Raw genomic sequence first — 13,392 nt, forward strand, 5'->3', positions numbered from 1 at the left:
CAGCGGCCGCTCACCGGGATCCTGGGGCGGGCTGTCTGGCTGTTGGGGCGCGCACCCTAAACGACTCGCGTGGTATCGCCCTATGAACTGGTTCACACCCACGCGGGGGACATGGCCGAGCACCTGGACGCGGTTGTCGCTGTGATCCAGTTCACAGCGATGGCCTCGAGGGTTTGGTACACCGCGCGCCCATGGGAGTTGGAGGTGCCGATGAACGGTGCCCCTCCCTGTTCTCCAAGGAGACGTCTTGCGTAAGAACTCAATCTATTCTGTCTGCGCGTACCTGCTGGTACTCGCCGGATGTGGAGGTCCGCCTCCCTCCGAGGAAGACAGCCCACTCCCGGTGGCGACCGCATCCCAGGCGCTCGATACCTGCACCCTGTCCTCCCTGGATTGGAATGGAGGCGTCGGAACGCCCTCGACGGACGCCCAGAAGGTCTGTGCCGGGCCCATCTACTACGGGACCCAGTGCTACGAGGGAAAGACCGACCCGCTCTGCGAGCGGCCCGACCCCGCCTATATCAAGAAGACGTGTTACTCGGACTGCACGGTCGAGGAGTTCGTCACCGTTCAGCGCAACGTCCAGATCACGCCGACCGTGACGTCCGCCCGGGTGTGTGAGCCCCCCGTGTGCGAGGACAACCACTGCGACAAGCCCGTCTGCTCTACGCAGTACACGATCAGCTACGCGTCGAAGTGTCAGGCCGCGGCCCTGCACCTGCGCGACGAGGAGGTGCCGGACCCGGCCTACCGCGACCGCGTGGGGGTGAACTACACCTATCCTCCGACCTACACCTCCGACGACTACCCGATGTCAACGACCCGGACGTGCTCGATCACCCTCACGAACGTCCGCAAGATGAATCCCTATCCCTCGACGGATCCCAAGTGCGCGCACACGGGCGTCGTCTGTGACGATACGGACAAGCCCCTCTACAACTACTGCCGCGACGTCTCGTTCGGGAACGCTCCCGTGGAGGCGTGTGGCGCCCCGCTGCGCCGCACGGGTTTCGGCGCGAGCCTCCAGGGGGCCCGGGATGAGGCGGCCAAGGAGTGGAAGGATCTGGGCTACCGCTCGGCCACCGTGGACTTCAAGACCGCGCCCACCTGCATGACGTGTGAGCAGGAGACGACGGTGTCCGGCCGCTTCGCGTGCCTCGACAAGAGCCTGGCCCTCGGCAACCTGCTGACGGTGGGCGCGGACAGGACCCAGCTGCAGCAGCAGGTGGTCAGCCGGATGAAGCTTCTCTTCGAGCTGGAGGGAGAACAGCTCTCCGAGGCGCAGCGCTCCACCGCCCGGGGCCTCTACAAGGACTTCCCCAGCCACCAGCTGTCCTGCGAGGCCGGTGTGGGCTTCACGGCCCTGACCACCGACTCGTCCTGCGGCGACATGGTGGCGCTCAACGCCAGCCTGGACGTGTGCTCGCGGCTCACGGGCAACTACGTGCCGGTGGAGTCCGCCAATGAATCGCAGGCCTTCTGCTCGGGCCTGCTCACGGCCGTGGCCAACGTGCCCGTCACTCCGGCTTGCAAGGGTGCCGAGTACCGCAACGCCTACTCCTCCATCATGTACAAGCTGACCCAGCGCCAGGTCACCTCGATCAACCTCGACCCGGTCACGGGGACGCTGAAGGCCAGCGATGTGCGCCGCGCCCTGCGCTACATCGACAACTGGTATGCCCAGGGACGTTCACGGCTGAGCGATGAGGCGGAGTTCAGGTCCCAGCTCACCCGGTTGCTCGCGGACTTCTGGACCACGGCCTACTCGAAGAAGGTCGTCTACGCGCAGACGCTCGACTCCTCCTCCACCGAGGCGCAGATCAACGCCTACCTCAAGGACGTGGGCTCCAAGTCCCTGCAGGTGGAGCGCGAGGTCCTGACCCAGCTCTTCACGGACGACAGCGAGGGCCACCTCATGAAGCACGAGCCGATGCTGCTGGTGATGGGCGACGGCTTCAAGGGGCTGCAGCAGCGCCTCACCGAGATCGTCCCCCTTCACGACTTCGCCTGCCGCTTCAAGCAGTGTGAGCTGCCGACGGACCGCTCGGAGACGAGCCTGCTGTGGGCGTTGCTCGGCGCCGTGCACGACTCGACCCTGCTGACCCAGGCGAACACCCTGCGGGCGCCCGCGAAGACCCTGTCCGCGGAAGCCACCGCCTGGAGGGGCGTCTTCACCCTGCTGGCCAACAATCACTCCGCGCTCGTCATGGCCATGCAGGATGCCCTCGAGCACATGCCCACGCCGGGTGAGCCCGCGGACTGGCAGCGCATCCTCGTGGGTGGGATGTCCACGATGACGCCGAGCAGCGCCGCGGCCTTGTCGCTGATCATCCAGGATGCCGTGGACCGCACGAACAGCTTCGAGAAGACCGCCTACCTGACGCCGGGTCTGCGCCGTACCCTGAACACGGGCCTCACCACCGCGGGACGGACCCTGCTCATCGACGCCCTCGACGCGAACAACGCCGCGCTCGCGAGCGCGATCAGCACCTACCGCACGGGCCGCCACTCGCTCATCACCAGCCTGCAGACCGAGCTCAATGGCGAGGCCAACAACATCCGCCTCCTCAATCAGATGCGCGCTCGCGCCCTGACCGTGGACCAGCTCAGCCTGGACCTCCAGGGTCTGCGCTATGCCCTGGACGCGCAGGAGGTCCGGTTCGCGGACTTCTCCAGTGCCTTCAACGCGCTGCTGGAGTCGGAGACGCTGGAAGGCGCCGTGGTTCAGTACCAGCGCTCCGCCGTCCCGTTGAGCATCACCGGCGCCGACAGCGAATACTCGACCTACTACATCGAGGGGGGCGTGACCCACTCGCTCACGGGCGTCCAGCAGTACGCGATGAAGGACAAGGTCAAGGGCACGGGCGAGCCGTGGAAGCTCACCGTCCATCCGGGCGATCTGCTCAACATCCAGACGACGGGCGCGTGGACCCCCACGTGCTCCCTGGCCCAGGCGCACACGATCAACACGGATACGTCCTACATCAGGACCCAGGTCAAGCTGAACCGGAGCAACAATGGCGTGGATGAGCTCGTGACGACGGGTCCCGAGGGCTTCTCCGTGCAGTGGTCGGGTTCGGATTACGTCGCCCGCGCCAATGCCCGCGTGAAACAGGATGGCACCTACTACGACGAGAGCGAGTCCTTCCAGAGCTGCGAGGGTCTCCGGGCCTCGGTGTCCGTGGGCTCTCCTCCCTTCCCTCCCACGGGCGTCAACATCAGCCTCGAGTACTCGCGCTCCATCCAGGAGTGTGAGTCCAGCTCCCAGGGCAAGCAGGGCAGCCGGACGGAATCCACCAGCACGACCAATGGCACCGACACCCGCAGCTCCGCGACCTTCAGCCGCGGCCTGCGTCTGAGCAACACGCCCTTCCCGAGCCTGCCCGTGGGCAGTCTGGTCCTGGTGGAGATGCCCCTGGGCGTCACGGATCTCAAGCAGGTGAAGAACCTCCGCGTCGTCCAGTCCGGCACGGACTCCTTCATTCCCAAGGGCACGGGGGATTCGGATGTCTACCTCGTCGTCAACGACAACAACTGCAACACGGTCCCCACCGCGAATGCCCTCACGGTGACGATCAACCGTCTCGAGCCCGTCGCCGGCAGGCGCTCCGAGCAGATCAAGAACGCGATGCTCCAGACCCTGGAGAAGCTGCGCGCCAAGGAGCTGGAAGTCCTCAAGCAGGGCCGGCTGCTGCCCGGTGACAAGGCGACCCTGCGCGCCGACGCGATCATCGCGCTGGGCAACATCTCCGTCGAGCCCATCGAGTTCCGTCAGCTCTTCGAGGCCTGGCTCGACAAGGAGATCTCCATCCTGGAGAAGAAGGTGGAGATCCTCACGGTCGAGCGGGCCATGAGCCAGCTCGCGCTGGAGATGAAGGGGCTGCAGGCGGAGATCGCCAACGCCGAGGCGTCCTCGCGCCTCTACCGGTTGTCCACCACCTGGGCCCTGCGCGACGTGGACTCCCGTCAGCTGCGCGATGCCAACGACATCGCCAACGTCGCCATCGGGACCATGGTCAATCAGTTCCACCCGCTGCTGGAGCTGCGCTACCCCACCGTCCTCAAGAAGATGAAGGACGAGCCCCTGTACCGCAATCAGCTCGACGCCATCATCGACAGCCGGCTGGACGATGGGGTGTTCGCCCAGGTGAGCAACACGAGCAACGCGATGGGCGCCCTCGTGTTGGCCTACAAGAACCTGTCCAGCGAATCGCTCATCAAGCCGGGCTCGCTCGTGGTGCTCCGCTTCAAGCGGCCGATCTCCACCATCAGCAGCACGTGGAGGAGCGCGGATGACAAGCTGCGTGCGCAGGCGATCTGGCACGCGGTGGACACGGGTGGACAGGTGTCCTTGAACCTGACGCCGTGGGACCTGTACACCAAGCCGACGGGGCCGGCGCAGCTCGGCTGCCTCGAGGCCTCGGCCGTCATCGAGTCCATGGGCGTGCACTTCGTCTGGTACCACCCCAGCGCCACGCAGCTCAACGGCGAGAACGTCCGGCTCGACGTGGAGTTCGACGAGAATCAGCTCTTCGTGACGGAGCAGGGTCCGCTCAGCTACGCCCTGAAGAACAACGCCTGGAGGAACCAGTCCGCGCGCGTCACCTTCCACGGGGCCATTTCCCAGGCGGATGAGACGTTCGCGCAGTACACGCTGCCCACCCGGGTGGGAGAGGGTCTGTCTCCCTTCACCAAGTTCTCCATCGACTTCAGCTCCCTGACGAACGCGGGGATCAACCTCGAAGAAGCCGATGAAGTGCTGATGATGTTCAGCCTGGCGCCTCGCTCCGCCGTGAGCAGCGTCAAGTGGCCGGGCGTGTGTAACTGACGGTCATCCGCGGTTCCGCGGAGGCCAGCCGGGGCAACCCTCCTGGCTGGCCTCCCTCCTCGCGAAAAATTCCATGAGGTCGTTCATGTTCTTGAAGTCGCTTATCCGTTCCGCTGTCGCATTCACCCTGGCCGCCAGCCCTGGCGCCTTCGCGTGGAACTCCAGTTCCTATCCCGACAACACGGTCGTCGCTTCGTCGACGGACAAGTCCCGTTGGCTCATCGTGGGAGGCGCGCGCTTCTACATCCACCCCGAGCAGTGGGCGAACTTCGCCGCGCCGTCCATCTCGCTCACCGCGGCCGCCATCAATGACATCACGCCCATTCCCCGGGATGGCACGGTGCTCGGGCAGTCGGGGCGCCCCGAGGTCTTCACGGTGGTGGGAGGCATGTTCTTCCACGTCCCGGATCCCACCGAGCTGCAGTACTTCAATCCGACGCAGGTGCGCGCCCTGCCCGCGAACAAGCAGCACTTTCCCTCCTACGGGGGCTCCGGCGAGGGCAAGCTGGTGAAGGAGCGCACGGGGACCCAGACGTACCTGTTGCAGGGGAATGCCAAGTTCCCCGTGTCCGCCTCGGAGCTTCCCTCCTTCACCGGGCCCGTGCAGCTCGTCCCCAATACCTCGCTGGCGAAGATCTCCAACACGCCCGACTGTGGTGTCCTGCTGCGTGAGCGCGCCACGACGGACAACTTCCTCTACACCGGCAATGGCAAGTACAAGTTGACCCAGACGGAGCTCGACGAACTCGGTGGAAACCTGGCGGTGAAGGTGGTTCCCCAGGGCACCCTGGCCGCCTTCCCCAATGTGAGCACGGGTCTGTCCGGCGGCGGGTGCATGAAGGGCAACGGTGGGCGTTACGTCACCCTGACCGTGGCCGCCAGCAACAAGTGTGTCCAGCCCGCGGGCAAGAGCCCCAACAACGATGTCGCCATCGTTCAGGGCACGTGTGATGGGAGCGCGGCCCAGAAGTTCCAGCTCCTGCCGTACCCGGATGGCTCGTACATGATCCGCGGCCAGGAGAGTGGCCGGTGCCTGGACGTCAGGGCGAGCCTGACGGACGACGCGACGCCCGTGCTCCAGTGGAACTGCCACAGTGGCATGAACCAGCGCGTCGAGCTCCGGCCGCTGACGGGTGGGGGATACAACCTCGTCTTCAAGCACAGCCTGAAGTGCCTGGACCTCAACAACGCGGGTCTCCCCGACGGCACCATCTTCCACCACTATCAGTGCAACGGGACCCCCGCCCAGACGTTCCATATCAACTGAGCGGCATCAGGGGGTGGAGCGCAACTCCACCTCGAAGCGGCCATTGTCGGAGCGCAGCCCCACCGGGCCGTCGAACGCGAACGCCTCGGGGGGCAGCGCTCCTTCCCAGACGCGGGTGCCATCCACCCGCACCCGCAGCAGGGCCCCTTGGAGTTCCGCGCGCAGCGTGTGCGGAGCTCCCGGGTGGATGTCCGGCACGGGCTCGCGGGTGCGTGGCTTCACCGTCTTGTAGCCATGGTTGCCACAGTCCGCCGAGCGTGACAGTGCCGGGTTGGACTTCACCGACACCACCAGGCCGGGTGTGGGCGCGAGGCGCCACATCACGTAGACGACGTTGCACCCGTCCCGGGCGCGCAGCTTGAGACCCACCTGGCGGCGCATCTCCCCCGAGCGCAGGGCCTGCTGCCGGGGGGTGGGGCCCTGGTAGGTGAAGCGCAGCTCCGCCACCCGGAGTTCCTCACCCGGGCGGGAAGCGCGCGGCGTGCCCTCGGCGCGGTCCACCGCGCGGACCTTGGGGGCCTCGATGCGCAGCCGCCCTCCGGGCAACGGCTCCAGGTCGCCCTCCGTCACCCTCAGGCGCTTCACGAGAGGGGGGCTCGCCGTGTCATGGGACTCACGGGCGGACGGCGCGGAGGGGAACAGAACCCCCAGCACCGCGACCAGGGTGGGGACGTACTTCATGGGCCTTCGCGCTCCAGGAAGTGGTTCATTTCCTCCACGTGGGCCTTGAGCCAGGCGTGCTCGGCGCGCAGCCGCGTCAGTTCGAGCCGCAGGTAGTCCCGGTAGCGGCGCACCTTCACCGTCTCCAACCCCTCGATCTCCCGCAGTTGGCCGTCCAGGTCCTTCATCAACACGCTCACTTCCCTCAGGCGCGTTTGTTCCGCGGCGTGGGACGCCCTCAGCTCTCGCAGCAGGAGGGCGGTTTCCTGGCCCACGCCCTCCACGTCCTCGTTCAGCGAGCGCCGACGTCCATCGCGGGCCCGCGCATGGGCCCCGGATTGACCCAGGCCGCCCAGGCTGTAGGACACCGTCAGCGCTCCGGAGAGCGGGAGCTCCTGGGGCGTCCTCAGGAGTTCGTCGTAGCCACCGCGCACGCGCACGCTCCACGCCGAAGCGGAGCGCAGGGCTTGCTGCTTCGCCTCCACCGCGTCATCCGCCGCGCGCAACTCCGTGAGCCATTCGCCCAGCGGGCGCCCATCCGGGCGGGGCAGGGCGGCGAGCCGCTCACGCTCGCGCCGGGTCTCGATCGCCAGGGCGTTGAGGGCATCCAGCCGCAACTGCAGGGCGTTGAGCTCCGCGAGCGTGGCCTGACCGGCCTTCACGTCCTCGCGCAAGTCGACCAGCAGCTTTCCAGCCTCGGGCAGGGCGCTCTCCAGGACGCGGGAGCGCGCCGCCAGCGCGGTCTCGGCGCCCACGTCCCGGCCCCGCCGCAGGGCGATCCGGAGCCCCGAGAGGGCCCGGTAGCGCGCGCATTCCGCCTCCGCCCGGCCGCGCAGGCTCAGGCCCCGGTACAACCCCACGAAGTCATAATCCAGGCCCGCGGACAGCCGGGGCGTGGGCCTGCCCAGGGGCAGCGCGGCGCTCCCACCCGCGTCTCCCGCGTTCACCACGCCCACGCTGGCGAACACCTGGGGCGCCATCAGCAGCGCCGCCTCCGACTGTGCCACGCCCCGGACGAAGGCACATTGACCCGGCTCTTGCTCGCCTTCCTTCCCTGGCTCCTGGGCCTGGACCGCTCCCGCGCCGAGTCCCGCCCAGATGCCCCATACCCATGCCCATGAACGCAATCGCATTGTCCCTCTCCCCGCCCGTCCTGTCCGACCCGCCCGTTCCTACAGCATCAAGGGGGCGCGCCCCAGGTGCAGCAACTCCTCGCGCGCCCACTCCTCGTCCGACAACACCAGCTCCACCATCACGCCGCGCATCATCGTCTGGCGCACGGGGTGCTTGACGCTCACCTCGCCGCGCAGCGCGTGGCCCACCTGGCCCACTTCATGGCACCACAGCAGCTTGAGCGCGCAGCGGTAGACGGGCGTGCCCGGCGCCGCGTTCTCCAGGTTCTCGTAGGGCACGAAGCCCACCGTCAGTCCCCGCTCGATGGCCTCGAGCCAGGGCGAGCCGCGGATGGAGGCCAGGAGCGCGTCATAACGGGCCACCGCCTCGTTCAGCGAGCGCACGCTGGCCTTCAGGTGCAGCCGCTCGCTCTCCGCGTGCTTCACCTCCAGCACCGAGCGGGTGTACTCGCGCTCGAGCAGCAGCACCTCGGCGGTGAGGCCATCCGCCTTGCCATCCAGCGAGGCGTCGAAGCCCTTGAGCTCGCGCTGCAACTGCGTGAGCTTCGTGTGCAACTCCGCGGCGCCCTGGGACAGGGACAGGTTGTTCTGGGCCATCTGCGCGAGCTGGTGGTTGGCGCTCAGCCGCTCCTCGTTCTCCACCATCCGGGCGTTGTAGAGCGATTCGGTGCGCCCGCGCGCCATGTCCGAATAGGCCAGGTTGGTCTCGGAGATCTCCCGCGCCGTCTTCTTGTACATGCCGCGCAGGGACACCAGTTGGCGCAAGGCATTGGAGCGGGCCCGGCGCTCGCTGCCGAGCGCCAGCCGGAAGCGCTCCTGGAAGTCCTTCTCCGAGTGGAGCAGCCGGTCCGCCTGCTCCAGCCGCGTCTCCAGATCCCGGCGCTCCGAGAGCAGCCGGTCACGCGCCGCTTCCTGCTGCGCGAGCTGCGAGTTGAGCTGGAGGATCTGCGTGTCCGTCGAGGACACCACGGTGGGCGCCAGCCACGAGTGGCTGACGAAGAAGAAGGCCTGAACCGCGAGGTAGGAGACGAGCCCCACCAGGATGAGCACGAGCAGGACGGAGCCCATGGCCTTGTAGATGTTGACGACGATGGTGTTGATTCGATTGGCGATACGTTGGTTCATGTGTCGTTACCCCCCGCCCACGACCTGAGTGGGCAGATGCTGAAGACCGGTTTGTGCGGTGTTGGAAGGCAATTCGGGAGCGGGCGTGGGGGGAGCGGCGGGGACGGGCGCGGGTTTGCCTCGGGTCTCCCAGCTGCCCGAGTCCAGCGTGAACAGCGCCAGGGGCGTCAGGAGCGCGTAGGTGATGGGCATCATGAAGCCCATGGGGAGGAAGGAGAGCATGGGCACCCGCATCTCCGGGGGCAGATCCCGCTTGTCGATGCGGTAGATGACCCCCATGAGTCCCATGATGAGCATGTGCAGGAAGAGCACGCCCCAGAACTGCCCATTGATGAGGTTGTGCAGGATGGTGAGCGGGTAGGACAGCAGCAGCACCAGCTGGGACACGTAGTGGATGCAGACCACCGGATGCAGCCGCCACGCGTGGCTCAGACCGCAGATCATGTCGACCAGGTTGGAGCGCCGCCAGCGCAGCTGCTGGGAGAAGTAGCCGGAGAGCGTCGTGGGCGCCGCCGTCTGGCACCAGGCTGACGTGGTATAGACCGTCTCGTAGCCCGCCTTGACGATCTGCCGCGTGAGGAAGCGATCCTCTCCATACTTGATGGGAATGCCGGCGATGTTGCGCGCCTCGAGGATGGGTTCCAGCTCCAGCAGCACGTGGCGCCGGTACGCGGTGAGGCACCCGGACAGGCACAGCACCGAGCGGAAGCCTCGCTCCAGATCCTTGAGCCATTCCTGGGCGAAGTAGAACTTGATCTCGATCATCCGCGTGAGCCAGTTCTCGTTGCGATTGGCGACGAAGGTGCGGCCACCCACCGCGGCGATGCGAGGGCTGATGAAGCGGCGCACCAGCTCGCGCACGGCGCTCTCATGGGCCACCACGTCCGAGTCCACCGAGACGATGATCTCCGCTTCGGCCTCACGCACCGCGCGGGCAATGCCCTTGCGCTTGCCCATGTTGTAGGGATTGCGCATCACCTTGACGTTGGTGTGGCCCTCGGCCGCGCGCAGCGCCCAGGCGTGGCTGTCATCCGTGGAGCAGTCATCCACCACGCAGATGCTCAGCTTGTCCGCGTCGTAGTCCTGCGCCAGGAGGCTCTTCACCGCGCGGTAGATGCCCTCTCCCTCGTTGAAGAGGGGAATCACCACGCACACGGTCGGTTTGTAATGATCGTCCGTGCCGTCTACCCGGTGGCCGAGGAACCGCTTGAGCAGCGGTCCCAGCACGTACCGGTTCATCATCACCAACAACACCAGAAGATAAACTGGAAAGAGTTCCATGTCCCCGTTGGCGTGACGACACACCCGGCGGATGCCACCCACACGTCCTTCGTGCGGGGTGCTCCCCGGCCTTGGATCGCCCTGCCTTCCCCCCTCGGCCCCCTCACTCGCGCGAGGCTTTCTCGCGAGTGCTTGGAACGGGCGAAAACTCAGCCCGTGACGCCCTTTGGACAATGACCTCGCGGGGTAGTGGGAGTGCTCTGCGCCGACTGCGCGCCTACCCCTCCATGTAGGATTGAGTGGCACTTTTCCGGCTGTCGTTGTCTTGCGCAGGCCACGCGGACAGGACCCCCGCCCAACTTGGCAATAGGGCCATGAACCCTACGTTCACTGGCGTTAACCAAGAGAAGGGGCTGGGAACAATGGGGGGATTATCCGTGAGGGCGTGGGCGAGGGGTGCGCTCGTGGCGGTGTCATCGCTGCTGGCGCGTGAAGCGAAAGCGGATCCAGCAACCGAGGGAGAGTGGTCACAGGTGGCGACCTTTCCCATCTCCGCGACGCACATGCATCTCTTGCCCACCGGCAAGGTGATGTTCTACGGAGAATTCGAAGAAGGGGTCAAACCACCGCAGTCGTGGGATCCCGCCACGGGCTCGCTCTCGCCGATGCCCACCGCGGATTACAACATCTTCTGTACGGGCCACTCCTGGCTGGCGGATGGCCGCATGCTGGTGACGGGAGGTCATGTCGAGTCCCACGTGGGGCTGCCTCATACGAGTATCTTCAACCCCTTCACCCTCAAGTGGAGCAGGGGTCCGGACATGAATGACAACCGGTGGTACCCCACCAACACCACGCTGCAGAATGGCCAGGTGGTGGTGCTTTCCGGAGAGACGCATGCCTCGGGAAGCACCAATCCGTTGCCCCAGGTGTGGCAGCCGGAGTCGGGCAAGTGGAGGAATCTCATCACCGCCGTCCGGGATTTGCCCTACTACCCGCGCATGTTCTTGTCGCCCACGGGCAAGCTCTTCTTCGCCGGCCCCCAGCGCGCCTCCCGGTGGTTGGATCCCGAGGGGACGGGGACCTGGTACGACGGGCCGCGCGGTGAGTTCACCGCGGGCCGCTCCTATGGCTCGGCGGTGATGTATGGCTCCAAGGTGCTCATCATGGGAGGAGGCTCGCCGCCCACGAACACCGTGGAGGAGATCGACCTGGCGGATCCCAAGCCCACCTGGCGCCTGCGGGCCCCCATGAAGAAGGCCCGGCGGCAGATCAACGCCACCTTGCTGCCCGACGGCAAGGTGCTCGTGACGGGGGGCAGCGGTGGCAAGGACTTCGATGACAACACCCAGCCCGTCAAGGTGCCCGAGCTCTACGATCCGGAGACCAATACCTGGACCTCGCTGGCGCCCGCGGCGGAGTACCGGGGCTATCACTCGACGGCGTTGTTGTTGCCAGACGGACGGGTGATCAACGCGGGAGGCCGCAAGCGGCACACCGTGGAGATCTTCTCGCCGCCCTACCTCAAGAAGGGAGGAGCGCCGCGGCCCACCATCGGGTTCGTGGCTCCGGCGATTTCCCCCGGAAGCGACTTCTTCGTCCAGAGCGAGGACGCGGCTCGCATCACGAAGGTGACGATGATCGCCCTGGGCTCGGTCACCCATGCCTTCGATCAGAACCAGCGCTTCCTCAATCTGTCCTTCAAGCGGACGGGGATCGGCCTGACGGTGTCCGCGCCGGAGGACAACTTCGTCGCGCCTCCGGGCTATTACATGCTCTTCGTGCTGGACAGCCGCGGCGTGCCCTCGGTGGGGAAGATGGTGCGGGTCATCAACGAGGTGCCCCGCGAGCGCAAGGAGATCACCTTCAGCGATGAGTGGAAGTACGACGACCGGGGCATCAATCATGGCTCCTCCTGGCTCGCCGCGGACTTCGACGACTCGCAATGGAAGAGTGGGGCGGGGCAGCTCGGCTATGGGGATGGGGACGAGGGCACGCTGCTCAAACCGGGTGCTCCCTCGGTGTACTTCCGCAAGAAGATCACCCTGGCCAACACCGTCACCTCCGCCACCCTCGAGGCGCTGTATGACGATGGGATCGCCGTGTGGGTCAATGGCGTGCTCGTCTTCTCCCGGGACGTGGGCAATGGAATGGATTTCAACTCATGGGCCACGGCGTCGACCACGAATGCCTATGCACGCGCCCCGGTGCCGCTCAAGCCCAGCAATCCCTTCCGCATCGGGGAGAACGTGATCACCGCCATGGTGAAGCAGGTCTCCGCCAGCTCGCCGGATCTCACCTTCGCGCTCTCCCTGGACGTGGAGCAGGCCGTCAGCCCGCTGTTGGACTCGGTGATGCTCACCTCGCCCATGGGGGGCGAGGTGCTCGAGCCCGGCACTTCCCTGCCCATCACCTGGTCCAGCATCGGTCAACTGCCCGGGGTGAACCTCGAGTACTCCTTGAATGGAGGCAACACCTGGACGGAGATCGCCTCGTCGGTGCCCGACACCGGGGTGTACTTCTGGAAGATCCCCGACACGAGCACCTATGACGGGCTCCTGCGCGTGTCCCGGGTCGGCAGTCCCGGGGTGTCGGACGTGAGCAAGGAGCCCTTCACCATCCGGCGCTCCACGACCGTCGTCGCCATTCCCTTCCAGTCCACGTGGCGCTACCTGGATACGGGCGAGGATCCGGGTGTTCAGTGGACACAGAAGGACTTCGATGATTCGAGCTGGCGTCAGGGCGCGGGCCAGTTGGGCTACGGGGATGGCGACGAGGGCACGGTGCTCCAGGCCTCCTCTCCGGCGCAGACGAGTGTCTACTTCCGCAAGAAGCTCCTCGTGAATGGTGCCATCACCGATGCCCACCTCAACGTCCTCTTCGACGATGGCATCGCGGTGTTCATCAATGGCACCCAGGTGTTCTCCCGGAACATGGAGAAGGGGTTCGAGCACGAGAAGTACGCGAGCAGCTCCACGGAGAACGAGCTCGCGGGAGGGGCCATCCCCGCCAAGGTATTCGTCCAGGGGGAGAACACCCTCGCGGTCATGGTGAAGCAGGCGGGGGCCACCTCTCCGGATCTGTCGTTCGACCTGGAGTTGCAACTCGGCTTCGTTCCCAATCCCTGATCGCCGGGGGCGGCATGGACTGGCGCGCAC

7 protein-coding genes are annotated in these 13,392 nt (G+C 66.3%); 3 read left to right on the plus strand and 4 right to left on the minus strand.

The window, feature by feature from the left end; all coding sequences use genetic code 11:
• Window positions 1-247: 247 nt before the first annotated feature.
• Window positions 248-4,828 carry a hypothetical protein gene (locus MEBOL_RS34005; protein ID WP_218920840.1) on the plus strand — a complete coding sequence of 1,527 codons (4,581 nt, stop codon included), beginning with the start codon at window positions 248-250 and terminating at the stop codon, window positions 4,826-4,828.
• An 85-nt stretch (window positions 4,829-4,913) separates the two neighbouring features.
• Window positions 4,914-6,095: an RICIN domain-containing protein gene (locus MEBOL_RS34010; RefSeq protein WP_157823831.1), complete on the plus strand. Its 1,182-nt coding sequence runs from the start codon at window positions 4,914-4,916 to the stop codon at window positions 6,093-6,095.
• Window positions 6,096-6,101: 6 nt separating this feature from the next.
• Here MEBOL_RS34010 and MEBOL_RS34015 read toward each other — a convergent pair whose 3' ends face one another.
• Genes MEBOL_RS34015 through MEBOL_RS34030 form a run of 4 tightly spaced genes read right to left on the minus strand, consistent with a single transcriptional unit; the run spans window position 6,102 to window position 10,294 of the window.
• A complete protein-coding gene (locus MEBOL_RS34015; protein ID WP_245919097.1) occupies window positions 6,102-6,776 on the minus strand; it encodes a hypothetical protein in 675 nt (224 codons plus the stop codon).
• On the minus strand, window positions 6,773-7,888 hold the full coding sequence (locus tag MEBOL_RS34020) for a coiled-coil domain-containing protein (protein ID WP_095981326.1): 1,116 nt from the start codon (window positions 7,886-7,888) through the stop codon (window positions 6,773-6,775). Before MEBOL_RS34020 ends, MEBOL_RS34015 begins: the two co-directional genes overlap by 4 nt.
• Before the next feature lie 39 nt (window positions 7,889-7,927).
• A complete protein-coding gene (locus tag MEBOL_RS34025) occupies window positions 7,928-9,013 on the minus strand; it encodes a hypothetical protein (RefSeq protein ID WP_095981327.1) in 1,086 nt (361 codons plus the stop codon).
• A gap of 6 nt (window positions 9,014-9,019) precedes the next feature.
• Window positions 9,020-10,294 (minus strand): glycosyltransferase family 2 protein, encoded by a 1,275-nt coding sequence (locus MEBOL_RS34030; protein WP_095983169.1) that lies wholly within the window; start codon window positions 10,292-10,294, stop codon window positions 9,020-9,022.
• Between the two features lie 473 nt (window positions 10,295-10,767).
• Between MEBOL_RS34030 and MEBOL_RS34035 the strand changes: the two genes are divergently transcribed.
• Window positions 10,768-13,362: a galactose oxidase-like domain-containing protein gene (locus tag MEBOL_RS34035; RefSeq protein WP_245919099.1), complete on the plus strand. Its 2,595-nt coding sequence runs from the start codon at window positions 10,768-10,770 to the stop codon at window positions 13,360-13,362.
• Window positions 13,363-13,392: the final 30 nt, after the last annotated feature.

Origin of the sequence: Melittangium boletus DSM 14713, from assembly GCF_002305855.1 — a bacterium.
Lineage (GTDB): Bacteria > Myxococcota > Myxococcia > Myxococcales > Myxococcaceae > Cystobacter > Cystobacter boletus.

Bases quoted from the DNA above. Each gene is read 5' to 3' on its own strand.
- MEBOL_RS34010 (WP_157823831.1), top strand. From the start codon at position 4,914: ATGTTCTTGAAGTCGCTTATCCGTTCCGCTGTCGCATTCACCCTGGCC.
- MEBOL_RS34015 (WP_245919097.1), bottom strand. From the start codon at position 6,776: ATGAAGTACGTCCCCACCCTGGTCGCGGTGCTGGGGGTTCTGTTCCCC.
- MEBOL_RS34020 (WP_095981326.1), bottom strand. From the start codon at position 7,888: ATGCGATTGCGTTCATGGGCATGGGTATGGGGCATCTGGGCGGGACTC.
- MEBOL_RS34025 (WP_095981327.1), bottom strand. From the start codon at position 9,013: ATGAACCAACGTATCGCCAATCGAATCAACACCATCGTCGTCAACATC.
- MEBOL_RS34030 (WP_095983169.1), bottom strand. From the start codon at position 10,294: ATGGAACTCTTTCCAGTTTATCTTCTGGTGTTGTTGGTGATGATGAAC.